Raw genomic sequence first — 25,530 nt, 5'->3', positions numbered from 1 at the left:
GGATGCGGGCACATCTTGATGCGGAAAAACTGCGCGACAAGGGCGAGGGGCGCCTCACCCGCGAAGCCTGGAAAATTTTTCAGATTATCGCTGAGTTTGTACATGGTTACGAAAAGCTGGCCGACGTCGAACCCTGCGTCAGCATTTTCGGTTCAGCCCGCATCGAGCCGGAACATCCCTGGTATCTGAAAGCCCAGGAAATTGCCGAGAAGCTCTCCAATGCCGGGTTTTCTGTCATCAGCGGCGGCGGTCCCGGCGTGATGGAAGCTGCCAACAAGGGCGCCTTTCGCGGCACGGGCTACAGCATCGGGCTCAATATCGAACTGCCCCATGAGCAACACACCAACCCTTACCAGGATGTCTCCATATCCTTCGAGCATTTCTACTCACGCAAGGTCATGTTCGTAAAATATGCGGTCGCCTACGTGGTGATGCCGGGCGGTTTCGGAACCCTGGACGAACTGGCGGAGTGCCTGACCCTGGTCCAGACGGGCAAGACCCGCAAAATGCCCATCATCCTGGTGGAGTCCAGCTTCTGGAAAGGGCTGATCGACTGGTGGCAGGGCTCCATGCTTGCGGCAGGCACCATCAGACAGGAAGATCTCGATCTCATCACCATGATCGACGACACCGACGAAGTGGTATCGGCCATTTTTAATCACTATGAAAAACGCGGCTTTGCACCATCCGCCGCTGAGACAGAGGCCCTTCTCAACCTTTAAGGACCCCAGGGAGTATTACCATGTCCATTCGTATCTTCGTGCTGGTTGTCGGTACCTGCTTTGCGTTAGGCGCCAGCCTCTCCACATGGGCGGCGGACAATCTCCAAAAACTGCATCTGCCGACGCTGGCCCCCGAGGCCAAAACCGGACCCAAAGCCGAGATCAAGGTGCCGAAAGGCTCCCGGATCGAGGAATATAAGGTCAATGGCAAGGTGTACATGGTCAAGGTCATCCCACCCAAACCGTTCCCTCCCTACTATCTGGAAGACAAGGGTGGCACCGGCCGCTTCACCGAAGTGCCGCAGACGGCGGCTGAACACCTGAGTGTGCCGCATTGGGTAATTTTCCGCTGGTAATTCTGCCCCGTTCCTTCCCATCTCTGAGCGAAAGTGCCGTTTATGTCTGTTTATACCAATGTCAGCGAACCCGAACTCGCGCAATTTCTCAGAGATTATGACCTCGGCGGCGCCCGCGCGCTGATCGGCATCTCCGCCGGCGTGGAGAACAGCAACTATTTCCTCGACACCGAAAAGGGTCATTTTGTCCTGACAATATTCGAGCGTCTGCCGCGTAATAAAATCCCTTATTTCCTGGATCTTACTGAATGGCTGAGCCTACGCGGCATTCCCTGCCCACGCCCGGTGCACACCACCGCAGGAAACAGTCTCAGTACGTTATGCGGCAAACCGGCGGCCATCGTTCAGCGTCTGAGTGGCGCATCCATCGTGGGGCGGGCACCCTCTGTTGCCGAAATCGGTGTGCTTGGCACCTTGCTGGCGCGCATGCATCTGGCTGGAGAGGCCTTCCCGGAGCGGCACCAAAACCCCGCCGGACTCCTCTGGTGGCAGGAAACGGCCAGATATCTGGTGCCGCACTTGAGCCCGGAAAACAACGCCGTGATTGCGGATGAAATCGCCTATCAGAGCGCCCTGAATCGCAGGGATCTTCCCGGTGGCGTCGTCCATGCGGACCTTTTTCCCGATAATGTCCTGTTCGAAAACGGCCAGATCTCCGGCACCATCGATTTTTACTATGCTGGGGACGATGCCTGGCTTTACGATCTGGCGGTGGTGGCCAATGCCTGGTGCTCGGAAGCCGATGGTCGTTTCGACCGGGCATTGGTTACGGCGTTGTGGGATGCCTATGTGGCTACCCGACCTCCGCGGACCGGCGAGGAAGCATTGTGGTTTCCACTGCTGCGCGCAGCGGCCCTGCGCTTCTGGCTCCTGCGCCTGGATGCCGTGCACTTTCGCCGCCCCGGGACCATCACCCAATGCAAAGACCCGGAGGAATACCGGCGGATTCTCCTCATGCGCCAGCGAGGCGCTTAGCATAAACCTGATGCTGCTCGGAGACATGCCATTGGTATCACGACTGATCATCGGGTGGCTTCTTCCCCGACCAGTGTGCGAGCACCACCAGCGCGAGCCCGAAGAACAGGCCCTCGCTGGCCGGTAAGGCCCAATCCAGCGCATGCCCACCGGCAAGGATCGAGGCGAAGAGTGCAGCCGCCGCCACCATCAGAAAGATCCCCAGACTCTGCATGATTTTTTGAAACCGTATGGTATCGACCGAACTGACCAGGTTCCACAAACCCAGCAAGCGCAGCAGCCGTTGGGTCTGGCGCGGAAAGAGCACGGCCAGGACGATACCTACGGCGATGCAGGTGTTGATGACGTACAACCAGATCATGGGCCTCTCCCTTATCTGCACCAGCCGGTATCCAACGACCTTTCACGCGCGCCGGGCCCCGGGGTTATAGGATATCAGAGTGTTCTTATAATCCTGCCGAGGTCGGGATTCAAGCATCATCTTGGCGGTCTGGCCTGCCTGGGTTAGAGTGCTCCGATCCACCCTGAATCCGGTCCGTTTATGACGTGGAGGCGTCGCCCGATGATCATGTGTGCAGAAGCCAACCCGAAACCGCCCCGTAATATCTGGCCCCGGGAGGGCCGTTGGCTGCATGCAGGGATTGCCTTTGGCGTCACCTGGCAGCTCTGGTCCTCGCTGTGGATGGAGCCCAACTGGAAGCATGCCAACTATAGCAGTGTCGGCGGCATCCTCTTCAGCCTCCATTCCTGGATTGGCCTGATGACGGTGCTGTTCATTCTCTGGCAGTGGTTATGGATTGCCAGCGAACCGCAGATCCGCCGTGAGATCTTTCCTTGGAGGGGGCCATGGGCGCCCATCCTGGCGGATGCCCGCATGCTGCTGCGTGCCCGCCTGCCGCCAACCGGGCCTCGTTGCGGGCTGGCCGGCCTGATGCATGGTCTGGGACTGCTGGCAGTGACCTGCACCGGGGTCATCGGCTCCGTCATTTTCTTTTTCCTGCCCCAGAGCGGAACCCCGCCGGGGGGCACCCTGCACATGCTGGTTCCCTTGCATGAATTCCTGGGTACCGTGGTCTGGGTCTATTGGATCGGGCATGTCGGCATGGCAGCCCTGCATGCCTGGCATCGCGAACCGATCTGGGGGATTTTCCGCCTGATGGACTGAGGCAGATCGCTTAGTCCTTCAGCGAGAAAGCGTTCGTCTGCGGGCCGCTTTCCAGGATGTATCCGTGACTGCCGTGCCGGACAACGCGCTCCTCGCCGGTCGGCACGGCGGTATGGGAATGGCCGGTGTGTCTGGCTGCGGTTTGTGGCAAGGTCGTGGCACCATCGAGACTGAGCACCGGGCGCAACCGCTCCAGGAGCCTGGGACCGATACCGTGAACACTGGCGAGCTCATCCACGCTCCTGAAAGGCCCGTGCGCCTGCCGGTATTCCAGCACCGCCTGGGCCTTGGCCGGACCGATGCCCGGCAACGCATCCAGCGCCGTCGCATCCGCAGTATTGATATTCACCGACGCCCAGACGGCGGGTGCAAACAGCAGAAATAGTACGCACAAAACGCCCTGTAGTTTCATTTTCATCACGCTCCACTCCTTGTTTTAAGGTAACCGCTCCAAAGCCACCACCCCCAGCGCCAGCCATTTGCTTCCCGACGCAAACTGCACCTGAATCCGGCCCTGGCGACCGCCAGCCTCATAATCCAGCACCATTCCCTCGCCAAAGACCGGGTGCTGGAGGCGCGCCCCCAGAGGATAGGGCATTCCGGGTGTCTGTACTCGCACTGGCATGACAGGTCGGCTGATCCGTGCCCGGGGCCTCAGCTCCCGCAGCAGTTCCTGGGGAATCTCCCGCAGAAAGCGCGAGGGCATGGTCATCCGCTCACTGCCGTGCAGGCGGCGGCTCTCGGCATGGCTGATGACCAGCAGACGCATGGCCCGGGTCATGCCGACATAACACAGGCGCCGTTCCTCAGCCAGCCCCTGGGGGTCTTCCAGAGAGCGCTGATGGGGAAACAGCCCCTCTTCCAGCCCCACCAGAAACACCAGCGGGAACTCCAGGCCCTTGGCGCTGTGCAGGCTCATCAACTGCACACAGTCCTCCCAGGCGTCTCCGGCGCCATCCCCGGCTTCCAGGGCAGCGTGGGTCAGGAACTCCGAGAGCATATTGCCCGGTTGCGGCGCAAGATCACCGAGATTGGGGTCGGCGGACCAGTCCTGGGCATAGCCGCGTGCCGCATTGATCAGCTCATCCAGATTCTCCAGGCGGCCTTCGGCGCGGTCGCCCTCGCGACTGTGCCACTCACGTAGGCCGGTGCGGGACAGTACCATCTCCACCCGCTCGCCGAGATCCACCTCCGCCGTTCGTGCGGCGAGATCATCCACCAGATTGAGGAACGCACTGATTTTCGGCTGACCGAGTTCGCCGGCGGCCTGCCAGAGCGAGAGGCCGCGCTCGCGGGCCAGATTCCGCAGACGCTCGACACTGACCGCACCAATGCCCCGCGCTGGCACGTTCACCACCCGTTCGAAAGACGCATCATCGTGACGGTTGGCGGTAAGACGTAGATAGGCCAGCGTATCCTTAATCTCCGCTCGCTCGAAAAAGCGCAGACCACCATAGACCCGATAGGGCATCCCTTCACGCACCAGCACTTCTTCAAAGGCCCGCGACTGGGCATTGGAGCGGTAGAGGATGGCGCAGTCCGCACGCCGCCCACCACCGTCCAGCCATTGCTGAACGCGGCCCACCACATAGCGCGCCTCGTCAAATTCGTTGTAAGCGGTGTAGAGTTGGATGGCTTCACCGCCCCGCTCCGCCGTCCACAGGGTTTTGCCGAGACGATCGGAATTGTGGGCGATCACGGCATTCGCCGCCTGCAGGATGGGTGCCGTAGAACGGTAGTTCTGCTCCAGGCGCACCACCCGCGCCCCGGCAAAGTCTTCGCCGAAGCGGAGCAGATTCTCCACTCGTGCGCCCCGCCAAGCGTAAATGGACTGGTCATCATCGCCGACAGCAAAAATCTGCCCATTCCGGGCCAGCCCCTTCAGCCATGCGTACTGCACCGCGTTGGTGTCCTGAAACTCATCCACCAGAATATGCTGAAAACGGCGCTGATAATGATCGAGGATTTCCGGCGATTCCCAAAGACGCAGGGCGTAGAGCAACAGGTCACCGAAGTCCACCAGCCCGGAGCGCTTTTTAGCCGCTTCATAGGCGCTGTAGATGGGAATGAAGGGCGCCGCTGCCGGACCTTCATATTGTTGCACCTGTTCCGGCCGCCAACCCTCGTCTTTCCAGCGGCCGATACGCCCGGCCATGGCGCGCGGCGGCCACTGCTTCTCATCCATCTGCGCTTCGCGCATGATCCGCCGCAGCAGGCGCTGACTATCGTCGGCATCCAGGACCTGAAAGTCTGCAGGCAGGCCCAGCACTTCGTGATGCATGCGCAACAGACGGTGGGCGATGCCGTGGAAGGTGCCCATCCACAAGGCCCGCAAGTCCATGGCCACCATGCCATCCAATCGCCCGCGCATGGCGCGTGCCGCCTTGTTGGTGAAGGTCACCGCAAGAATTGCGCCAGGGTATACGTCCCCTTCCAGCAGGTGGGCGATACGACTGGTCAGCACCCGCGTTTTTCCCGATCCTGCCCCCGCCAGCACCAGCGCCGGACCGGGCGGCAGGGTTACCGCCTCCATCTGGCGGGGATTGAGAGCAGACCATTCAGACACGACAACTCCTTGCGCGCACGCGCCCAGGCTTGAAAATACGGCGTAATGACCGCATTGTGGCAGGCAGACTTGCAGTCGGACCGCTGTCTGCTATAACCAATGATAAGGGGGACGAGTTGGAATACAAGGACTACTACAAAATTCTGGGGGTCGAACGCAGCGCCGATGCCGATGCCATCAAAGCGTCCTATCGCAAAATGGCGCGCAAATATCACCCGGATGTGAGCAAGGAAAAGGATGCGGAGGAACGCTTCAAGGACCTCCAGGAAGCCTACGAGGTGCTCAAGGATCCGGAGAAACGTGCCGCCTATGACCAGTTGGGCAGCAACTGGCGCGCCGGCCAGGAGTTCCGGCCCCCGCCCGGCTGGGGTCAGCAGGCCGCGGGTGGCTTTGGCGGGGGTGGCGGTGGGTTCAGCGACTTTTTCGAGTCCATATTCCGCCAGCAACAGGGTGGTGGGTTCGGTAGCGGCGGGGCGGGCGGATTCCGCAGCCAAGGCGAAGATAGCGAGGCCACGATCCGCGTCAGCCTGGAGGATGCGGCCCAGGGCGCCCAGCGTGAGATCAGCCTGGAAGTACCCACCATGGGGCCCGATGGCCGTATGCGCCGTGAAGCGCGGCGCCTGACCGTCAAGATCCCCAAAGGCATCCGCGAAGAACAGCGACTGCGTATGGCCGGGCAGGGCGCGCCGGGTATGGGTGGCGGTCCCAATGGGGATCTGTACCTGCACATCCAGTTTCTGCCACACCCCAGGTTTCGGATAGAGGGCAGTGATTTATATCATGACCTGCACATCACTCCGTGGGAGGCGGTGCTCGGCGCCAGCGTCGAAGTTCCCACCCTGGATGGCGACGTGCGCATGAAGATTCCGGCCGGCAGCAGCAGCGGGCAGAAGCTGCGGCTCAGTCAAAAGGGGTTGCCCGGCGCCGGCAGCAAACCACCTGGAGATTTGTATGCCGTAATCCAGATTGTCGTCCCCAAAAAAATCGGCGAACCGGAGAAAGCCCTGTGGAACCAACTGGCAGAGATGTCCGACTTCCATCCCCGCCGCTGACGAGAAGACCGAGGAGAATGCGCCATGGTTTCACCACCGATCACCGTCATCGAAGCGGAGTTGCTGGAAGAGGGCGATTTCTGCTTTGATTTTCCGCACTTTTGCACCCTGCTCCACTGCGCCGAAGGCGAAGCCGTGCAACTGGTGCATTACGGCGTCATTCGTCCCGAAGGCAGCGGCCCGCAGCACTGGCGCTTCCGCAGTCTCGATCTCTATCGCGCCCGCCTCAGCCGCCGCCTCAGCCGCGATCTGGAGATCGATATGGCAGGGGCCGCGCTGGCGGTGGACTTGCTGGAGCGGTTAAGGGGGTTCCAACCATGACTACTTATCCCCCGAATTATGCCAGCCGTGAAGCGGCAGCGGAATTACTGGCGCGCAGCCTGACCGCTTATGATGGCAAAGATCCCCTGGTGCTCGCCATTCCCCGCGGGGCACTACCCATGGGGCGCATCATCGCCAACGCGCTGCACGGTGACCTTGACGTGGTTCTGGTACGCAAGATCGGGGCGCCCGGCAACCCCGAATATGCCGTAGGCGCCGTCGATGAAAGCGGGCGGATATGGATGGATCCCATTGCCGGCCGTCTGGGCATCGGCGAGCAATACATTCGCGACGAAGCCACCCGGCAACTGGAGGTGATCAAGGCGAGACGGGCGCAATACACGCCGATTCACCCGGCCATCGATCCCCGTGGCCGGATCGTCATTGTGGTTGACGACGGCGTCGCCACCGGTGCTACTCTGGGGGCTGCACTGCGTCTCCTTCGCCAGCAGCGGCCCGCGCGCCTGATCGCCGCCTTTGCCGTGGCCCCTCCCGACACCATCGCGCGTTTGCATCCCCTCGCAGATGATCTGGTTTACCTGTCGGCCCCGGAGCCGTTTCATGCGGTAGGAGAGTTCTTTACGGATTTCCGGGAAGTCAAGGACGAAGAGGTGCTGGAGATATTGCGCAATACACCGCCGCCACAAAAACCGCCGCATCCCTAAGTCATGCCCGTTCTCAACCCCGACATCGCGCGCGCATTCGACGAAATCGCCGATCTTTTGGAGATCGAGGACGCCAACCCCTTTCGGGTGCGGGCATACCGCACCGCCGCCCGCCTCGTGCTGGGGCTGACCAGCGACCTCAAAACCATGGTGGAGGCTGGCGAGGACCTCACCGAGCTACCCGGCATCGGCGAGGATCTAGCCAAAAAAATTATCGAGATCGTCACCACGGGACACTGCTCCTTCCTCGAAAAACTGGAAAAACAAACCCCGCCAGCGCTGACGGAGCTGCTCAAGGTGCCGGGTCTTGGACCCAAGCGGGTCAAGGCACTTTGGCACGAACTGGACGTGGAAACCGTGGACCAGCTCACCCGCGCCGCCAGAGAGGGGCGCATTCGCAGTATCCCCGGTTTTGGCGAGAAAACCGAAGCGCGCATTCTGGAAGCCCTTCAGGCCCAGATCGCCGCCGTTCCTCGTTTTCCCATCGCCGTCGCCGCTCCGTATGCCGCCGCCCTGGTTCGCTATCTGCGGAACGTACCCGGGGTGCGGCGAGTGGTGGTGGCCGGCAGCTTCCGGCGCGGCAGGGATACGGTGGGCGACCTGGATATACTGGCTACGGCCTCTGCGGACAGTCCGGTCATGGAGCGCTTCACCGCCTATGAGGATGTGGCGGAAGTGTTCTCCCAGGGTACCACCCGGGCCACCGTGATCCTGCGCAACAAGCTCCAGGTGGACCTGCGCGCCGTGGACGAATCCGCCTATGGTGCCGCCCTGCATTATTTTACCGGCTCCAAGTCCCACAACATCGCCATCCGCCGCATGGGTCAGGATATAGGTCTGAAAGTCAACGAATATGGGCTTTTTCGCGGGAAGGAACGGATTGCCGGCGATACGGAGGAGTCGGTCTACGCCGCTGTCGGCCTGCCTTATATCGAGCCGGAATTGCGGGAGAACCGCGGCGAGATCCAGGCCGCCCGCGCCGGACATCTGCCGAAACTGGTGGCGATGGGCGATTTACGCGGTGACCTTCACGCCCACAGCAAGGCCAGCGATGGCCACTATAGTATACGAGACATGGCTGCGGCGGCCCGGGCCGCGGGTCTGGAATATCTGGCTATCACCGAGCACAGCCGCCACCTGACCGTCGCCCATGGCCTCGACCCGGTGCGTTTGCGTCGGCAGATGGATGAGATTGATACCCTCAATACCGAACTCGACGGTATCACGCTCCTCAAGGGCATAGAGGTAGACATTCTGGAAGACGGCAGCCTGGATTTACCCGGCGGTATCCTGTCCGATCTGGACCTGGTGGTGGCGGCCGTGCATTACCGCTTCGATCTGCCCAGGGGCAAACAGACCGCACGCATCCTTAAGGCCATGGACAACCCCCATTTCACCATCCTCGCCCACCCCAGCGGGCGACTCATCGGCAGCCGGAACCCCATGGATGTGGACATGCCCCGCATCATCCGCCATGCGCGCGAGCGAGGATGCTTTCTGGAGATCAATGCTCAGCCCGAGCGGCTGGATCTCGTCGATATCCATGCGCGGACGGCCAAGGAAGAAGGGGTGCTGCTGGCCGTCAATTCCGACGCCCACAGTATTCACGACTTCGACAACCTGCGTTTTGGCCTGCAGCAGGCGCAGCGCGGCTGGCTGGAGATGAAGGACGTGCTCAATACGAGAACGCTCAAGGAGTTGCGGCCCCTGCTGGCAGCGACCATGAGCCGGTAGATATTGACGGACAAAACTGTCACCCCGGCATAGCCGGGGGATTTCCTGTTTTTGGTCAGGCAAGCTCAGCCTGCCAGCGCAAGCATCAACTGATTGATACGGGCGACGAAACCGGCGGGATCTTCCAATTGCCCCCCCTCGGCCAGAATCGCTTGATCCAGCAACAGTGCTGACCATTCGGCGAAGCGAGTATCGTCTTTTTCGCCTTCTATGCGTGCCAGCATGGGATGGGTGGGGTTGATCTCCAGGACAGGTTTGGTGCTGGATATTTCGTGACCGGCCTGCTTGAGCAATTGCTGCATGTACAGGGCCATGTCCCGCTCGCCCAGGACGATACAGGCCGGAGAACTGGTCAGGCGATGGGATACGCGCACAGCCTCCACCCGCTCGCCTAAGGCGTTTTTGATGCGTTCCACCAAACCCTCGGCATCCTTTTCGGTTTCTTCCTGCGATTTGCGTTCTTCTTCGGTTTCGATGGCGCCCAGGTCAAGTGCACCTTTGGCGACGGACGTCAGTACCTTACCCTCAAATTCCGGCAGATGGCTGGTCAGCCATTCATCCACGCGATCACTGAGCAGCAATACCTCGATGCCTTTTTTGCGCAGCAACTCCAGCTGTGGGCTGTTCTTGGCGGCAAGGAAGGAGTCCGCAGTGATGTAGTAAATTTTGTCTTGACCCTCGGCCATACGCGCGAGGTAATCGGCCAGCGATACATTTTGCGTGTCCGTGTCCGTGTGGGTGCTGGCGAAGCGCAGCAGCCTGGCGATCTGTTCGCGGTTGCTGTAATCCTCGCCCGGCCCTTCCTTGAGTGCCCGTCCGAATTCATTCCAAAACGTCTGATATTTTTCAGGCTCTTTCTCGGCCATTTCCTCGAGGAGACTCAGTATTCGTTTCACCGAACCGGAGCGCATCTGATCAATGACTCGGTTACCTTGCAGAATCTCGCGGGAGACGTTAAGAGGCAAATCGCTGGAATCGATCACACCGCGCACAAAGCGCAGATAGCGGGGAAGGAGCTGCTCGGCATCGTCCATGATGAAGACGCGCTGCACATAGAGCTTGATACCGTGGGAATGGTTGTGATCCCAGAGATCAAAGGGTGCTTTGGCAGGAATGAAAAGTAAGGAGGTGTATTCCAGCCGTCCTTCCACATGGTTGTGGCTCCAGGCCAGAGGGTCGCCATAGTCGTGGCTGACATAGCGATAAAACTCCTTGTATTCGTCGTCGCTGATCTCGGACTTGGATCGTTGCCAGAGAGCGGAGGCCTTATTGACCGTTTCCCATTCGTCACCAGGTTTGCCATCTTCGCCTATTTTGCGCATACGGATCGACAGGGGTATGTGATCCGAATACTTGTTGATGATGCTGCGCAAGCGCCATGCGCTGAGCAGGTCCTGGCGTTCTTCCTCACGCAAGTGCAAGACGATTTCGGTACCGCGCGCGGGCAGATCCTGGGTTTCCAGGGTGTAGGTTCCGGTACCATCCGACTCCCAGCGAACGCCATGCTCGGCCTCCATGCCGGCGCGACGAGTGTTCAGGCTAACGCGATCTGCAACGATGAATGCCGAATAAAAACCTACTCCGAACTGGCCGATCAGCTTGGCGTCTTTGGTCTGATCGCCGCTGAGGCGTTCAAAGAATTCTCGCGTTCCGGATTTGGCGATGGTGCCGATATTAGCAATCACTTCGTCGCGGTTCATGCCAATACCGTTGTCCCGCACGGTAATGGTGCCGGCTTCGGGATCGAAGTCCACCTCTACCTTGAGCTCGCTGTCACCTGTCAAGAGGGCGGGGTCAGCCAATGCCTCGAAACGTAGCTTGTCGCAAGCGTCGGAGGCATTGGAGATCAACTCGCGCAGAAAGATTTCTTTGTTGGAGTACAGCGAATGGATCATCAACTGCAATAGCTGATTGATCTCGGTTTGAAATTGCATGGTTTCCTTGCCGGTGGCCATTATCTCTCCTGATGAAGTAACGGGGTTCGCGCAGCGAGCGAACGGTTGAATGTAAGCACGCTGAAAGTGGTGCCTGCCAAAGAAAAAATCAAGGCCGCAGGTGCCTCATCCAAGGCTGGCGCCGATGGGGATTCCTCGCGAATGGAATATCGGAACTGTTCTCACCCCTTGCTGCGAACGCAATTTGGATTATCCTTTCCATCGCTGTAGTCATCCAGGTTCTGGATCGTGGTGTCCGCGATGGTTTTTAGGGCCTCGCGGGTAAAAAAGGCCTGATGGCCGGTAACGATAACGTTGGGGAAGGTAAGCAACCGTTCGAAGCTGTCATCGCAGATAATGTCGTCGCAATGATCCTTAAAATATAATTCCGCTTCTTCTTCATAGACATCCAGACCCACTGCACCCAGATGGCGGCTTTTCAGCGCCGCAATGAGTGCCGTGGTGTCGATGAGCGGACCGCGGCTGGTATTGATCAGCACGGCACCATCGGGCATCAAGGCGAACCGTTCCGCATTCATCAGATGCCGGGTTTCCGGGAGAAGCGGCACATGGAGGCTGACGATTTGGCTTTTGGCGAGCAATTCTTCCAGCGGTACATACGCAACGCCGAGTTCCAGGCACGCGGGATTGACGACTGTGTCATAGCCCAACAGGTGGCAGCCCATACCATGCAGAATCCGGGCGAGTGCCTGACCAATTTTTCCAGTGCCAACAATACCGACAGTTTTGCCATGCATATCAAATCCAAGCAAGCCGTCGAGGAGAAAATTACCGTCACGCACTCGATTATAAGCTTTATGCAAATGCCGGTTCAGGGTCAACATCAGGCCGACGGCATATTCAGCCACCGCATAAGGAGAATAATCGCGCACCCGCATGACGGTGATGCCATACTTCTCGGCAGCAGGGATGTCCACATGGTTGAACCCGGTGCTGCGCAACACCAGTAGTTTAGTCCCCAAGCGCGCTATGGTTTCCAGGGTTTTTGCGTCCAGCGTGTCATCCACGAAGGGGCAAATGGCAGGGTATCCCTGGGCAATGAAGGCCGTATCCGCGCTCAATGCGGTTTCAAGAAATACCAATTCGTGGCGTCCGTGGTTAGCGGCGCTGAGGAACTGCTCATCGTAAGGGCGAGCACTGCTAACCAGACAACGCATAGCACCTCTCCTTCTCTGTATTCATCAGCACACGGGGGATCAGCAAAAGTAGCTGCCCGTGACACGGACTATAGCCGGCGCCTCTTCACAGATCTCCCCCGGCACGCCGTGACCATGCCTGCGCCATTCACAGCCCAGTTCGCTGCGTCTGCCAAGCAGGTCCGGCCGCCCGAAATTCAGGGAAACGCCGGGATGATACTCTATTGTCCGTTAACAACACCCGGTACACCGAACCGCCCCATTACTCCACCGTCACGCTCTTCGCGAGGTTACGCGGCCGGTCCACATCGGTGCCCTTCACCAGCGCCGCGTGATAGGCCAGCAACTGCACCGGGATAGCGTGGACGATGGGGGAGAGCAGACCGGCGTGACGGGGCAAACGCATCACATGCACGCCCTCACTGGCGTTAAAGTGGCTGTCCGAATCGGCAAAAACATAGAGCTCACCGCCACGGGCGTGGACTTCCTGCATGTTGGCAGCGAGCTTTTCGAGGAGGCGGTCATTGGGCGCGATCACCACCACGGGCATGTCGCGGTCCACCAGGGCCAAGGGGCCATGCTTCAATTCGCCCGCAGGATAAGCCTCGGCGTGGATATAGGAGATTTCCTTGAGTTTGAGCGCGCCCTCCAGCGCAATGGGGTAGTGCAGGCCGCGCCCCAGAAAAAGCGCATGGTCCTTGCTGGCAAAACGTGCCGCCCACCCCTGAATCTGCGGCTCCAGGTTCAGGGCTTGCTGGACACTGCCCGGCAGTTGCCGCAAGGCATCCAGGTGATCAGCCTGCTGCACTTCGTTCAGACGCCCCTGCGCCTTGGCCAAAGACAGAGCCAGCAGATAGAGCGCCGCCAACTGGGTGGTGAACGCCTTGGTCGAGGCCACTCCGATCTCTGGGCCGGCCCGGGTCAGGAAACGCAACGCCGACGCCCGCGGAATAGCGCTCTCCGCGACATTGCAGATGGCCAGTGTGCGCGTATGACCGAGATCCTTGGCACGGCGCAAGGCCTCGAAAGTATCCAGCGTTTCGCCGGATTGCGAAAGGGTCACCACCAACTGGCGCGGGTCGGGAATGGAGTCCCGGTAGCGATATTCGTGCCCCAGCTCCGCCTGCGCCGGAATCCCTACAATGCTTTCCAGCCATTGGCGTCCCACCAATGTCGCGTAGTGGCTAGTGCCAGAGGCCAGGAACAGCACCCGGTCCACATCGCGAAACATGGCCGCGGCACCATCTCCCCAGAGGTCCGTCAGATCCAGTTGACTGTTCAGCGCACCTTCCAGGGTATCCGCAACTGCGCGGGGCTGTTCGTGGATTTCCTTCTGCATGAAGTGGCGGTAAGGCCCCAGATCGACAGCCGCCGCACTGAGCTGGCTCCAGTGTTCTTCCCGCTGCCGTGACGCTCCGGCCTGATCCGTAATCCGCAGGGTCTGTCGCTGCAGCATGGCCACATCGCCGTCTTCGAGATACAACACGCGGCGGGTCACCGGCAGCAGGGCCGCCACGTCCGAAGCGAAGTAATGCCCATCATCGGCAATGCCCAGCAGCAGCGGGCAGCCCATCCGTGCCACGCACACGGTCTCCAGATCGCGGCTGGAGATCACCGCGATGGCATAGGCGCCGCGCAGATCGCCCACTGCCCGGCGAGTCGCCGCGAACAGGTCCGGCGCGGTCTGCCGATAATGGTGCACCAGATGCGCGATGACCTCCGTGTCGGTCTCGGAGGTGAAGGTGTACCCAGCTGCTTCCAGGCGGGCGCGCAAGGCATGAAAGTTCTCGATGATACCGTTATGGACCACTGCGATCTGTTCATGGGAGATCATGGGATGCGCATTGCATTCGGCGACGCCGCCATGGGTGGCCCAGCGCGTGTGGCCGATGCCCACCTGACCCTGCAAGCCACGCTCGACAACGGCGGCAGTCAGCTCGGCGACGCGCCCGACGCTGCGCACCCGCAGCAAATCCGCATTGGTCCCCAATATCGCCAGCCCGGCAGAGTCATAGCCACGATACTCCAGGCGCTGCAGCCCCTCCAGAATCATCGGGACCAGATCTGTTTTGCTCACCCCACCGACAATACCGCACATGATCCTGTTCTCCTGTCATCGAAGACCATCCCGCGTTATCGGGAATTACTTTTTGTCACGCCGCGGCCGCTGCCAATGAGGAATGGTACGCTGCGGGTTGCGACTCAGCGTCAGTCCTCCCGGAGGTACCTCTTTGGTAATGGTGCTGCCCGCGCCGATGGTCGCTCCGTCGCCAATGTGCACTGGCGCCACCAACTGGCTGTCGGAGCCGATGAACACGTCATTGCCGATGATGGTCCGATGTTTGTTCGCTCCGTCATAATTGCAGGTAATCGTCCCGGCGCCCACATTCACTCCGGTACCGATCTCCGCGTCCCCGATGTAACTCAGGTGGTTGGCCTTGCTGCCCGCGCCGATTTTGGCAGCCTTCACCTCGACATAGTTGCCGATATGAGCGGCTTCGCCGATCTCCGTTCCGGGGCGAATCCGCGCGAAAGGTCCGATCCGCGCCCCGGCCCCAATTTGGGCGCCTTCGATAAGGCTGTAGGGTAGAATCTCCACGTCGTCGCCAATCTGCGCATCCTGCAAAACGGCGCCAGCTCCTACGCGGACGCGATGCCCCAGATGCACCTCGCCGACAAACAACACGTTGGCATCCACCCAACAGTCCTGACCGCAAGTAAGCTCGCCACGAATGTCTACCCGCGCCGGGTCCGCCACCCGTAATCCCCGCATCTGCAGCGCGCGCAGTTGCTGCCGCTGAAACACACGCTCCAGAATCGCCAACTGCAAGGGGTCATTCACCCCCAGAGCCTCGGTCGCATCAGCCAGTGTAAAGGGCCAAACGACATAGCCGTCCGCCCGCGCTGCCGCCACCACATCCGTCAGGTACATCTCGCCCTGGGCATTGCGTGCAGACAGTCCCTGTAGCCAGCCCGCCAGCGGCTGTACCGGCAGTACCATCATCCCAAGATTTATCTCGCAGATGGCCTGTTCGTCCGTCTGGCAATCCTTGTGCTCACGGATAGCCTGCACCTGGCCGTCCGTATCACGGAGAATCCGGCCGTAGCCGTGGGGCTCGCTTACCGATGCCGTCATCAATCCAAGTGCTGTCGCCGGGGTTTGTTGGAGAAATTCGCGCAGTGTCGCTGCCGTCAAGAGGGGCACGTCGCCATACAGTACCAGTACCCGGTCCGCTCCCATGAAACCCGGCAACGCCGATTTCAGCGCATCGCCGGTACCGAGCTGCCGTGCCTGAGTCCACCAGCTCGCCGGCGTGTCCGGGAAGACGGCCTGCACGGCATCGCCGCCGAAACCGACCACAATGTGGATACGCCGCACCGCCAGATCTGTCGCCGTAGCCAGTACGTGGGCAAGCATTGGTTTTCCCCCAAGCGGTTGCAGCACCTTGGGTAGAGCCGAGTGCATGCGCGTGCCCTGCCCGGCAGCGAGGATTACGATATCCGTCAACATGATGTCTCCATGCCTTGCGTTGTCTGTCAGCATAAACGCCAGACCACAAAATACACAGACCCCAGGGACTCTTCAGCCGCTGGGGTCTGTGTGGTGTTACACGACGCGCCTGCACACATTGCGCGACGGTCAGCGCAGCAATCCCTGCTCCCGCAGGCGTTGCACCGTCTTCAGGCGAGCAATCTGCTCCAGCAATTCCGCCTGGGCCGCCGCATACTCCATCTGATCCGTGTGTCCCGCCATCCGAGCTTCCGCAGCCTGCTTGGCCGCTAAAGCCTTGGCTTCGTCGATATCTGTCGCGCGTTCCGCCGAGTCAGCCAGCACCGTCACCATGTCGGGTTGAATTTCCAGAATCCCGCCATTGACGAAGAGATATTCCGTCTCCGCGCCGTGAATGATCCGCAACTCACCGGGGCGCAGCCCGGTCAGCAACGGCGCGTGGCGGGGCAGAATGCCAAGCTCGCCCATCTCGCCGGGGGCCACCACCATATCGGCGACCCCCGCGTAGATGCTGCCTTCAGCGCTGACTACCCGCACATCTATGGTCATCGCCATGATTTAGCCTTGCTGCAGCTTTTGCGCCTTGGCAAGGGCTTCATCTATGGTGCCGACCATGTAGAAGGCCTGCTCGGGCAGGTGGTCATACTCTCCTGCCACGATCGCCTTGAACGCACGGATCGTTTCCTTCAGGGAGACATAGGTACCGGGGCTGCCGGTGAACACTTCAGCGACAAAGAAAGGCTGGGACAGATAGCGCTGAATCTTGCGTGCCCGCGACACCAGCAGTTTGTCGTCCTCGGACAATTCATCCATGCCCAGAATGGCAATGATATCCTGCAATTCCTTGTAGCGCTGCAACGTCTTCTGGCAGGAACGAGCCACATCATAGTGCTCTTGGCCAACGATCTGCGGATCGAGCTGACGGCTGAAAGAATCGAGTGGATCGAGCGCGGGGTAGATGCCCAGTTCCGCAATCTGCCGCGACAACACCACCGTGGCGTCCAAGTGGGCAAAGGTCGTCGCCGGAGAAGGATCGGTGAGATCGTCCGCCGGCACGTAAACGGCCTGCACAGAGGTGATGGACCCTACCTTGGTGGAAGTGATACGTTCCTGCAACTGGCCCATTTCTTCAGCCAGCGTTGGCTGATAGCCCACCGCAGAAGGCATGCGCCCCAGCAGCGCCGAGACTTCAGTGCCGGCCAGCGTATAGCGGAAAATGTTATCGATGAACATCAAAATGTCGCGACCTTCGTCACGGAAGTGCTCCGCCATGGTCAGGCCGGTCAACCCGGCGCGCAAACGGTTGCCAGGCGGCTCGTTCATCTGCCCGTATACCAGGGCGACCTTGTCCAAAACGCCGGAGTCGGTCATTTCATGGTAAAAGTCGTTCCCTTCGCGAGTCCGCTCGCCGACGCCTGCGAACACCGAATATCCGGTATGCTCGATAGCGATGTTGCGGATCAACTCCATCATGAGCACCGTCTTGCCCACGCCGGCGCCGCCGAAGAGGCCGACCTTACCGCCCTTGGCGAAAGGACAGACCAGATCAATGACCTTGATACCGGTCTCCAGCACCTCGGTGCTTGCCGCGAGTTCGTCAAAGGCCGGCGCCGGGCGATGGATGGCCTGGCGATCTTCCGTCTGTACGGGTCCTTTGCCATCTACCGGCTCACCCAGGACGTTCATGATCCGGCCCAGAGTGGCATGCCCTACCGGCACACTGATCGGCGCACCGGTACGGGTGACGGCCAACCCGCGTTTGAGGCCTTCGCTGGACCCCATGGCGATACCGCGCGCCACGCCGTCACCCAACTGGGCCTGCACCTCGATGGTCAGATTGTTTTCGTCGACCACAATAGCTTCCATGATCTCGGGGACCTGCCCACGAGAAAAGGCGACGTCGATCACCGGCCCGATCACCTGGACGATATGGCCGACGGCGTTTTCTTTAGCAACCGCTTCGCTCATGATTTAACCCTCAAAAATTCCAAAAAATGCTGTGCACATCGTCAAACCGCCGCCGCACCGGCGCTGATCTCGGCGATTTCCTGAGTAATGGCGGCCTGGCGCGCCTTGTTGTAGGCCAACTGGAGGTCATCCACCATACGTTTGGCGTTGTCCGACGCACTTTTCATGGCAACCATGCGCGCGCTCTGTTCGCAGGCAAGGTGTTCGATAACCGCCTGGTACACCACTGATTCCACATAGCGCTGCATCAGACGATCCAGCACCGGACGGGCTTCGGGCTCATAGATGTAATCCCACAACTCCGCACGCGGTTCTGCGGACGCCGTCGGTTTTTCGACCGGCAGCAATTGCTCGACCGTTGCTCGCTGCAACATCGTATTCACGAAACGGGAGGAAACCAGATAGACCACGTCGACCTCGCCCTTGGCGTAAGCATCCGCCATCGCCCGGATGGGTCCGATCATGTCGCCCAGATGCGGGCTGTCACCCAATCCGTTCAGCTCCGCCACGAGATGCGCACCATGGCGCCGCAAAAAGCCCAACCCTTTGTTGCCCACCACCGCGAGATTCGACTCGACCCCCCCATCGTGGAGCTCGCGCATCTTTTGGACGACGCTACGCAGCACATTCACGTTGAGCCCGCCACAAAGCCCTCGATCCGTGGTCACCACCAGAAAGCCTGCCTTTTTGACGGGGCGCACCTGCATCAACGGGTGTTCATACTCGGGATGGGCCTGCGCCAGATGTCCCAATACCTCGCGAATTTTCTCCGCGTAGGGACGGGCGGCGCGCATCCGCTCCTGAGCGCGCCGCATCTTGCTCGCAGCCACCATCTCCATGGCGCGCGTGATCTTGCGCGTATTCTTTACGCTCTTGATCTGCCCCCGGATTTCCTTGGCGTTGGCCATGCTACTCTCCTAGTACGTCGAGCCGGACTTGAACTGCTTGACCGCCGCGTCGAGTTGCTTCTTGAGGTCGTCCGTCAGATCCTTCTTCTCTTCGATTCCGGCCATCAAGTCTTTGTAGTTGCTGTTCAAATAAGCGAGCAGCGCCTTCTCGAAGGGTCGTACATTGGCCACTTCGACATCGTCCAGCGCACCACTGCTGGCCGCAAAAAGCGCCGCGCCCTGCTCTGCCACAGACATCGGAGAGAACTGATCCTGCTTCAGCAATTCCGTGACCCGCTTGCCGCGATCGATCTGCTTGCGGGTAATTTCATCCAGATCGGAGGCAAACTGCGCAAAGGCTGCCAGCTCACGATACTGGGCCAGATCCAGACGAATACCGCCGCCCAGCTTCTTGATGAGCTTGGTCTGCGCCGCGCCACCCACCCGCGATACCGACAGGCCGGCGTTGATGGCGGGACGGATACCGGCGTTGAAAAGATCGGTTTCCAGATAGATCTGGCCGTCAGTGATGGAGATCACGTTGGTGGGCACGAAGGCCGACACGTCACCCGCCTGGGTTTCGATGATGGGCAGGGCGGTCAACGAACCGGTCTTGCCCTTCACCTCGCCCTTGGTAAACTTCTCGACGAAATCCGCATTGACACGCGCGGCGCGCTCCAGCAGACGGGAATGCAGATAAAACACATCCCCCGGATACGCTTCACGGCCCGGCGGACGGCGCAACAGCAGGGAAATCTGGCGATAGGCCCAAGCCTGCTTGGTAAGATCATCATACACGATGAGCGCATTCATACCGCGGTCGCGGAAATATTCCCCCATGGTGCAACCGGCATAGGGCGCCAGATACTGCATGGCGGCAGATTCGGAGGCGTTGGCGGCAATCACCGTGGTGTACTCCATGGCGCCGTATTCTTCGAGCTTGCGCACCACGCTGGCAACGGTGGAAGCCTTCTGGCCGATGGCAACATAGATGCACTGCACATCCTTGCCTTTCTGATTGAGAATGGCATCGATCGCGACGGCCGTCTTGCCGGTCTGGCGGTCGCCGATGATGAGTTCGCGCTGACCACGACCAATCGGCACCATGGCGTCGATGGACTTGATGCCGGTCTGCATGGGCTCGTCGACACTCTGCCGGTCGATTACGCCAGGGGCGATTTTTTCAAGGACGTCGAACTCCTCGGCGTCAATGGCACCCTTGCCATCGACAGGCTGGCCCAGGGCATTGACGACACGACCGAGAAGCGCCTTGCCAATGGGCACCTGCATGACTCTGCCGGTGCACTTGACGACGTCGCCCTCCTGGAGACCGGAGAACTCGCCGAGCACGACTGCGCCGACATTGTCCTGTTCCAGATTCATGGCCAGCCCGAAGCGGCCGCCGGGGAGTTCCAGCATCTCGCCGTACATTACGTCTTCCAGACCGTGAATGCGGAGAATGCCGTCACTCAAGCTGATGATGGTGCCCTGCGAGCGCGTTTCGACACGGCCTTCAAAGCCGGCGATCCGTGCGCGGATCAGTTCACTGATTTCCGATGGATTCAGTTGTTGCATACCATTTCCTCAAGACTTAGCTGCGAAGGGTTCGGGCAAGCTGCTGCACTTGTCCACGCACGGAAGCATCTATGGTGAGATCACCCGTATGAATAACTAGGCCACCGATCAGCGCGGCATCGACCGCTTCCCGGAATGCCACCTTGTGGCCGGTAAAGCGGCGCTCGAGCGCGGACTGCACAGCCGTCTTCTGCCCGGCGTCCAGGGCGACGGCGCTGGTGACCAGGACATCGACAATGCCTTCCGCGCGGCGCACGGCGTCCGCGAAAAGCGTGCCGATCTCGGCCGTCGCGGGCCAGCGATCATTGTGGATCAACAGCGCCAGGAATGCCCTCCACGCCTCGCCGTCCACCGCCACAGGAACCGCAGTCAGCAAGGACACCTTTTCGGCGTCAGCACGCTCCGGATCAGTGAGAAAGGCCTGCGCCTGAACATCGGCAATCATGGCGGCAAGCGCCTGCAGCGCATCCGCCCAGGCCTGTTCCTGGCCACTCTCTTTCGCCAGCCCATAAAGCGCCTCTGCGTAGGGACGCGCCACCGTGATCAGATCCGCCATGGGAGGCTCCTCACAATTGGCCGACCATACGGTCGATGATGTCGCGGTGGGCCTGATCGTCGATTTCGCGATGCAGAATGCGCTGGGTGCCATTCACCACGAGCTCCACCACCTGCCCACGCAGCACTTCGCGCGCCCGATTGGTTTCGACGTCGATTTCGGCGCGCGCGCTGGCGATGATCCGATCGGCTTCCTCGCGCGCCTTACCCTGTGCCTCTTCACGCAACTCCACACCACGACGCTCGGCATTGGCGATGATTTCTGCCGCCTTTTCCTTGGCTTCACGGAGCAGTTCCGTCGCACGCTTCTGCGCCAGAGCCATCTCTTCCTTACCGCGTTCCGCTGCCGCCAGGCCGTCGGCGATTTTGGCGCGACGGTCATCCATGACCTTACGCAAAGGACCATACATATACTTGTACAGCAAGGCCACCAAGATGACGAAGGTGACGAACTGTACGATCAGCGTTCCATTGATACCTACTGGATTCATGACTACCTCACTTGCAAGTGGGCCGGCTCAGCCGGTCCAGCATCAGCCCAGGAACGGGTTGGCGAAGAGGAACCAGAAACCGAAGGCCAGAATAATGAAGGGGAAAGATTCCATCAGACCGGCAAAGATGAAAGTATTCACCAACAACTGTGGGCGCATTTCCGGCTGACGGGTGATACCTTCAATAGTCTTGGAGGTGATCAGACCCCAACCGATGGCGGAACCCAGACCGGCGGCGCCGAAAATGATACCTACGGCAATGGCAGTAGCAGCAACAATGATGGTATGTGCGTCCATGGTAACTCCTTACAAGTGTCGCAAAGTGAAATAATAAACTCTTAGTGATCCTGCATGTTCGCCATGCCGAGATAAACCACCGTCAGCACGGTGAAAATAAATGCCTGCAGGATGATGATCAAACTCTCAAACAGTGACCAGACTTCGCCCATGACCAGCCCGCCCCACCAGGGCAGCATGGCCAGCAGCAGGAAGACCAGTTCGCCGGCAAACATGTTGCCAAAAAGTCGCAGACCCAGGCTCAACGGTTTGGTGATCTCTTCGATCAGCGACATGATGATATTTATCGGCGCCAGGAAGATACCGAAAGGATGGGTCAGGTAGGTCTTGAAATAGGAGAATCCCTTGACGCGCAGATTGGTGGCGATCATCAACAGAAACACGGCGACGGCGACACCCAGAGTCGTATTCAGGTTGACCGTGGGGGTAATGCGGAACTCCGTGAGCCCGAACCCGTGTGCAACCATCCCCGGCAGGTACGCGGGGATGAGGTCCATGCTGTTCATCAACAGAATCCAGAGAAACACCGTCATGGCGACCGGGGCAATCAGTGGATCCTTGACCGGGAAGCTGCCTTGTACCAGATCGTCGATGAAATCCACCACCCCCTCCAGCCAGTTCTGCATCCCGCTGGGGGCGCTGGCCTGCAAACGGGAGCCCACCACCATGGCGGTAATCACCAGGATGGCGGCCAGGACCCAACCCATGACGATGGTGTCGAGATCAAACGTCCAGAAACCGGAACCAATCGTCCAGTTTACGAGGTGATGGGCGATATCGCCTGATGCCACGCTTAACTCCTTTGTCTGGAACGTTCCCGCACCAGAAATGCCAAAAATACGAAATGGGTCAGCAAGAATCCGGCGACCAGCCCGATGACCGGCAGGCGCAGCCAGAATATTGCAAAAATCAGTCCGAGGATGGTGATCGTCCAGCGCTGCAACACCGCTCCACCCAAGCGCTGTGCAGCGCGTTGCGCAGAGGCGGGGAGCGCGATCAGGCGACCACCCAAAATAAGCATGTTGACCACACTCAAAAATGCTGCAAAAAGCACTGCGTAGGCTTCTTCACGCCCCCAGCCCCAGGCCGCTACCGCAGCCATCAGCAGCGCTAACGTCAGTACAGTGGCGGTCACCCGCCCCACATACGACGAAAAATTGACCATCGCGGTTTGTTTTTTTAGCGCCTTCAACAGACAATTCTTGAATACGCGGTGAGTCTAAACACGCCGATGCAGCCCGTCAAGCGCCGAATATCCACCTTCGTCATCATCCAGAGACACGCCCAGACACTGAAAAAGTGCCGCCTCCTGTTCCGGATCCTCCCAGCGGATCCGCAATTCACCGCCCCGCCCCTGCGCACGCAGGTCGACGGGCAGCCCCAGGCGCGCGGCGATCCGGGCGGAAAGTGCGGCAATATTGGCGTCGGGCTCCGCCTTGGGGGCCTTGATCCGGCCTTCGGCCTGGACCAGTCGCTCGGTGGCCCGCACACTCAGGGCCTCACGCACCACCCTTTCCGCAATCTGCACCTGGCGCCCGTCCGGCAGGGTCAGCAGGGCACGGGCGTGACCGGCGCTGAGCGCGCCATTTTCGACATGGGGATGGAGGTCCGGACAGAGGCGCAGCAGGCGCAACTGGTTACTGATCGCAGCGCGGGAACGGCCGAGGGATTCGGCCAGCGCTTCGTGGCTGAGGCCGAACTCGTCGAGCAGGCGTTGCAGGGCCTGCGCTTCTTCCAGCGGATTCAGAGCCTGGCGCTGGATGTTCTCGATGATGCCGATGGCAAGGGCCTGTTCATCACTACACTCACGGACCACGGCGGGGATGTGGCTGAGGCCCGCCAATTGCGCCGCGCGCCAACGGCGCTCGCCGGCGACGATCTCATAACGGCCGCCACCGATGGCACGAATGACGATGGGCTGCACCACCCCCTGACTGCGGATGGATGCGGTCAGTTCTTCCAGAGACTCGGCACTGATCAGGCCGCGCGGCTGATAACGCCCGCGCTGCAGTACGTCGAGGGGAACCTCGCGCATGGCCGTGCCCGCACCACCTTCACTGGCGAAAAGGGCGTCCAGACCCCGGCCCAGGCCGACCCGCTTCATTTCAACCACTCGCGGCGCAAAAATTCGGTGGCAACGCCCTGATAAGCCCGCGAACCGGCGCAGGCAGGATCATAGACCAGAGCGGCACGGCCAAAGCTGGGCGCCTCGGCGAGGCGGATATTGCGAGGGACGACAGCCTGGTACAGCTTGTCGGGAAAATGCCGCTCCAGCTCCAGTGCCACTTCGGAAGCCAGCCGGTTGCGGTTATCGAACATGGTCCGCAGCAGACCATGCACCTCCAGACGGGGATTCAACTGGGCGCGGACCCGGCGCACCGTGCCAAGCAATTGGGTCAGCCCCTCCAGTGCATAGTATTCACACTGCATGGGGATCAGGACACTATCGGCGGCGACCAGCGCGTTTATGGTGAGCATATTGAGGGCAGGCGGGCAGTCGATCAGGGCATAGTCGAAGCCCGCGACCGGTGCGAGGGCATCCTGCAGGCGCCGCTCACGATCGGGCCGGCCATAAAGCTCCACCTCCGCACCCGCAAGATCGGGGCTGGAGGGCGCAAGGGAAAGACCCTCCGGAAACGCATTCAACAACACCGCGCTCAGGGGCAGTTCGCCAAGGAGGACGTGGTAGATCGTCGCCGTGGCACTGCTGCCGAGACCCAGACCAGTGGTCGCATTGGCCTGGGGATCGAGGTCGATCAGGAGAACGCGCTTGCCGTTCTGGGCGAGTCCAGCGGCCAGATTGACGGCGGTGGTGGTCTTACCCACCCCCCCCTTTTGATTGGCAATAGCGACGGTGCGCATGGCGACTGGGCGGAATTCCATTCTTCGACGATAACTTGGCGTAGGATACCCCGTAGCGGTGCGGGGGGCTAGGGCGTGGCGACCGGGATGCGCCAGGAAAGCAGAAAACGCGGCGGCAGGCCGGGAACGGCGAGGTCCTGGCGGGTGATGTGGAGGGTTGCGGCGCGGGGCCAGTCGGTCAACTCCTCCCCGACGCCCGGACCTTTCTGGGCGAGCACCCAGGTGTGCGGACCCTGGAGGTGCCTGGTCATGGCGTCGAGACGAGCGAGGGGCGCGGTGGCACGGCTGATGATGACGTCTGGCAGGAGATCGGGGTGATAATCTTCGCTGCCCTGTGGGGCCACCTGCACGTTGGTCAGCCCAAGATCCGCGATGGCGTAACGGAGGAAAGCGACCCGTTTGGCCGCCGGTTCCACCAGGGTGAACGCTTGTGCTGGGCAGCAGATGGCGAGAGGGATGCCGGGTAATCCGGCACCGCTACCGATATCCACCACCGCACCCTCCGGCAAATAGGGTAGCACCGCCAGACTGTCCAGCAGATGGCGGGGCACCATCTCCAGGGGATCGCGCACCGCCGTCAGGTTGTGGGTGGCATTCCAGCGCTGCAGGAGGGCGACATAGTGGATCAGCAGGTTACGCTGCTCGGCGCCGACCGTGTTGTCGAGGCCGAGAGCCACCAGTCCGGCATTCAGACGGGCACGCAGCTCTTGCGAGGAGACCTCCGGCTTGGCCATCGA

Annotated in this window: 27 protein-coding genes; 8 read left to right on the top strand and 19 right to left on the bottom strand. The window is 60.5% G+C overall.

Annotated features, from left to right (window positions below; genetic code table 11):
* Positions 1–2: 2 nt before the first annotated feature.
* Genes AFERRID_RS08055 through AFERRID_RS08045 form a run of 3 tightly spaced genes read left to right on the top strand, consistent with a single transcriptional unit; the run spans position 3 to position 2,053 of the window.
* On the top strand, positions 3–722 hold the full coding sequence (locus AFERRID_RS08055; RefSeq protein WP_113527654.1) for an LOG family protein: 720 nt from the start codon (positions 3–5) through the stop codon (positions 720–722).
* Between the two features lie 20 nt (positions 723–742).
* Entirely contained in the window at positions 743–1,078 is a 336-nt protein-coding gene (locus tag AFERRID_RS08050; RefSeq protein WP_113527653.1) for a DUF2782 domain-containing protein, read from the top strand.
* Positions 1,079–1,120: 42 nt separating this feature from the next.
* The gene (locus tag AFERRID_RS08045) at positions 1,121–2,053 is read left to right on the top strand and encodes a homoserine kinase (RefSeq protein WP_126604832.1); all 933 of its coding nucleotides are present in this window, start codon (positions 1,121–1,123) and stop codon (positions 2,051–2,053) included.
* A gap of 37 nt (positions 2,054–2,090) precedes the next feature.
* Here AFERRID_RS08045 and AFERRID_RS08040 read toward each other — a convergent pair whose 3' ends face one another.
* Entirely contained in the window at positions 2,091–2,414 is a 324-nt protein-coding gene (locus AFERRID_RS08040; RefSeq protein WP_113527651.1) for a hypothetical protein, read from the bottom strand.
* 201 nt (positions 2,415–2,615) lie between these two features.
* Between AFERRID_RS08040 and AFERRID_RS08035 the strand changes: the two genes are divergently transcribed.
* Positions 2,616–3,218, top strand: coding sequence for a cytochrome b/b6 domain-containing protein (locus tag AFERRID_RS08035; RefSeq protein WP_113527650.1), 603 nt, complete (start codon positions 2,616–2,618; stop codon positions 3,216–3,218).
* A gap of 10 nt (positions 3,219–3,228) precedes the next feature.
* On the opposite strand, the gene AFERRID_RS08030 is transcribed toward AFERRID_RS08035, so the two are convergent.
* Both AFERRID_RS08030 and AFERRID_RS08025 read right to left on the bottom strand, forming a co-directional pair.
* A complete protein-coding gene (locus AFERRID_RS08030) occupies positions 3,229–3,636 on the bottom strand; it encodes a ComEA family DNA-binding protein (RefSeq protein WP_126604829.1) in 408 nt (135 codons plus the stop codon).
* 18 nt (positions 3,637–3,654) lie between these two features.
* Positions 3,655–5,784 (bottom strand): UvrD-helicase domain-containing protein, encoded by a 2,130-nt coding sequence (locus tag AFERRID_RS08025; protein ID WP_126604827.1) that lies wholly within the window; start codon positions 5,782–5,784, stop codon positions 3,655–3,657.
* Between the two features lie 116 nt (positions 5,785–5,900).
* Here AFERRID_RS08025 and AFERRID_RS08020 point away from each other — a divergent pair, with 116 nt between their 5' ends.
* From AFERRID_RS08020 to polX, 4 genes are read left to right on the top strand one after another with little or no spacing between them, the layout of a single operon-like run.
* A complete protein-coding gene (locus AFERRID_RS08020) occupies positions 5,901–6,836 on the top strand; it encodes a DnaJ C-terminal domain-containing protein (protein ID WP_126604826.1) in 936 nt (311 codons plus the stop codon).
* Between the two features lie 24 nt (positions 6,837–6,860).
* Positions 6,861–7,157 carry a chaperone modulator CbpM gene (locus AFERRID_RS08015; RefSeq protein WP_113527646.1) on the top strand — a complete coding sequence of 99 codons (297 nt, stop codon included), beginning with the start codon at positions 6,861–6,863 and terminating at the stop codon, positions 7,155–7,157.
* The gene (locus tag AFERRID_RS08010) at positions 7,154–7,822 is read left to right on the top strand and encodes a phosphoribosyltransferase (protein WP_126604824.1); all 669 of its coding nucleotides are present in this window, start codon (positions 7,154–7,156) and stop codon (positions 7,820–7,822) included. The genes AFERRID_RS08015 and AFERRID_RS08010 overlap by 4 nt, the downstream gene beginning before the upstream one ends.
* A gap of 3 nt (positions 7,823–7,825) precedes the next feature.
* On the top strand, positions 7,826–9,556 hold the full coding sequence (gene polX, locus AFERRID_RS08005) for a DNA polymerase/3'-5' exonuclease PolX (protein ID WP_126604822.1): 1,731 nt from the start codon (positions 7,826–7,828) through the stop codon (positions 9,554–9,556).
* A 65-nt stretch (positions 9,557–9,621) separates the two neighbouring features.
* Here the strand turns inward: polX and htpG are convergent, their stop codons facing one another.
* The 16 genes from htpG to rsmG all read right to left on the bottom strand — a co-directional run bounded on the left by htpG (position 9,622) and on the right by rsmG (position 25,527).
* Complete coding sequence (gene htpG, locus AFERRID_RS08000; RefSeq protein ID WP_126604820.1) at positions 9,622–11,511, bottom strand: molecular chaperone HtpG; 1,890 nt, start codon at positions 11,509–11,511, stop codon at positions 9,622–9,624.
* A gap of 161 nt (positions 11,512–11,672) precedes the next feature.
* The gene (locus AFERRID_RS07995; RefSeq protein WP_126604818.1) at positions 11,673–12,668 is read right to left on the bottom strand and encodes a 2-hydroxyacid dehydrogenase; all 996 of its coding nucleotides are present in this window, start codon (positions 12,666–12,668) and stop codon (positions 11,673–11,675) included.
* Between the two features lie 241 nt (positions 12,669–12,909).
* Positions 12,910–14,745 (bottom strand): glutamine--fructose-6-phosphate transaminase (isomerizing), encoded by a 1,836-nt coding sequence (glmS, locus tag AFERRID_RS07985; RefSeq protein ID WP_126604814.1) that lies wholly within the window; start codon positions 14,743–14,745, stop codon positions 12,910–12,912.
* Between the two features lie 45 nt (positions 14,746–14,790).
* Entirely contained in the window at positions 14,791–16,158 is a 1,368-nt protein-coding gene (glmU, locus tag AFERRID_RS07980) for a bifunctional UDP-N-acetylglucosamine diphosphorylase/glucosamine-1-phosphate N-acetyltransferase GlmU (RefSeq protein WP_126604812.1), read from the bottom strand.
* 129 nt (positions 16,159–16,287) lie between these two features.
* The gene (locus AFERRID_RS07975; protein ID WP_009569104.1) at positions 16,288–16,713 is read right to left on the bottom strand and encodes a F0F1 ATP synthase subunit epsilon; all 426 of its coding nucleotides are present in this window, start codon (positions 16,711–16,713) and stop codon (positions 16,288–16,290) included.
* A 3-nt stretch (positions 16,714–16,716) separates the two neighbouring features.
* Entirely contained in the window at positions 16,717–18,126 is a 1,410-nt protein-coding gene (gene atpD / locus AFERRID_RS07970; RefSeq protein ID WP_113527598.1) for a F0F1 ATP synthase subunit beta, read from the bottom strand.
* A 41-nt stretch (positions 18,127–18,167) separates the two neighbouring features.
* The gene (atpG, locus tag AFERRID_RS07965; RefSeq protein ID WP_113527597.1) at positions 18,168–19,034 is read right to left on the bottom strand and encodes a F0F1 ATP synthase subunit gamma; all 867 of its coding nucleotides are present in this window, start codon (positions 19,032–19,034) and stop codon (positions 18,168–18,170) included.
* Between the two features lie 9 nt (positions 19,035–19,043).
* Complete coding sequence (gene atpA, locus AFERRID_RS07960) at positions 19,044–20,588, bottom strand: F0F1 ATP synthase subunit alpha (RefSeq protein ID WP_113527596.1); 1,545 nt, start codon at positions 20,586–20,588, stop codon at positions 19,044–19,046.
* Between the two features lie 16 nt (positions 20,589–20,604).
* Positions 20,605–21,144 (bottom strand): F0F1 ATP synthase subunit delta, encoded by a 540-nt coding sequence (locus tag AFERRID_RS07955; protein WP_113527595.1) that lies wholly within the window; start codon positions 21,142–21,144, stop codon positions 20,605–20,607.
* A gap of 10 nt (positions 21,145–21,154) precedes the next feature.
* A complete protein-coding gene (gene atpF, locus AFERRID_RS07950) occupies positions 21,155–21,634 on the bottom strand; it encodes a F0F1 ATP synthase subunit B (protein ID WP_113527594.1) in 480 nt (159 codons plus the stop codon).
* A gap of 42 nt (positions 21,635–21,676) precedes the next feature.
* Positions 21,677–21,931, bottom strand: a complete 255-nt coding sequence (gene atpE / locus AFERRID_RS07945; RefSeq protein WP_009561114.1) for a F0F1 ATP synthase subunit C — start codon at positions 21,929–21,931, stop codon at positions 21,677–21,679.
* A 41-nt stretch (positions 21,932–21,972) separates the two neighbouring features.
* Positions 21,973–22,722 (bottom strand): F0F1 ATP synthase subunit A, encoded by a 750-nt coding sequence (gene atpB, locus AFERRID_RS07940; protein WP_113527593.1) that lies wholly within the window; start codon positions 22,720–22,722, stop codon positions 21,973–21,975.
* A gap of 2 nt (positions 22,723–22,724) precedes the next feature.
* Positions 22,725–23,123, bottom strand: coding sequence for a hypothetical protein (locus AFERRID_RS07935; protein ID WP_225981864.1), 399 nt, complete (start codon positions 23,121–23,123; stop codon positions 22,725–22,727).
* A 27-nt stretch (positions 23,124–23,150) separates the two neighbouring features.
* Positions 23,151–24,035, bottom strand: coding sequence for a ParB/RepB/Spo0J family partition protein (locus AFERRID_RS07930; protein WP_113527592.1), 885 nt, complete (start codon positions 24,033–24,035; stop codon positions 23,151–23,153).
* Positions 24,032–24,814: a ParA family protein gene (locus AFERRID_RS07925; RefSeq protein WP_113527591.1), complete on the bottom strand. Its 783-nt coding sequence runs from the start codon at positions 24,812–24,814 to the stop codon at positions 24,032–24,034. The genes AFERRID_RS07930 and AFERRID_RS07925 overlap by 4 nt, the downstream gene beginning before the upstream one ends.
* A gap of 47 nt (positions 24,815–24,861) precedes the next feature.
* Entirely contained in the window at positions 24,862–25,527 is a 666-nt protein-coding gene (gene rsmG / locus AFERRID_RS07920; RefSeq protein ID WP_126604810.1) for a 16S rRNA (guanine(527)-N(7))-methyltransferase RsmG, read from the bottom strand.
* Between the last annotated feature and the right edge of the window lie 3 nt (positions 25,528–25,530).

The sequence above is a fragment of the Acidithiobacillus ferridurans genome (genome assembly GCF_003966655.1).
Lineage (GTDB): Bacteria > Pseudomonadota > Gammaproteobacteria > Acidithiobacillales > Acidithiobacillaceae > Acidithiobacillus > Acidithiobacillus ferridurans.
This window is presented reverse-complemented; position numbering and strand designations above follow the sequence as displayed.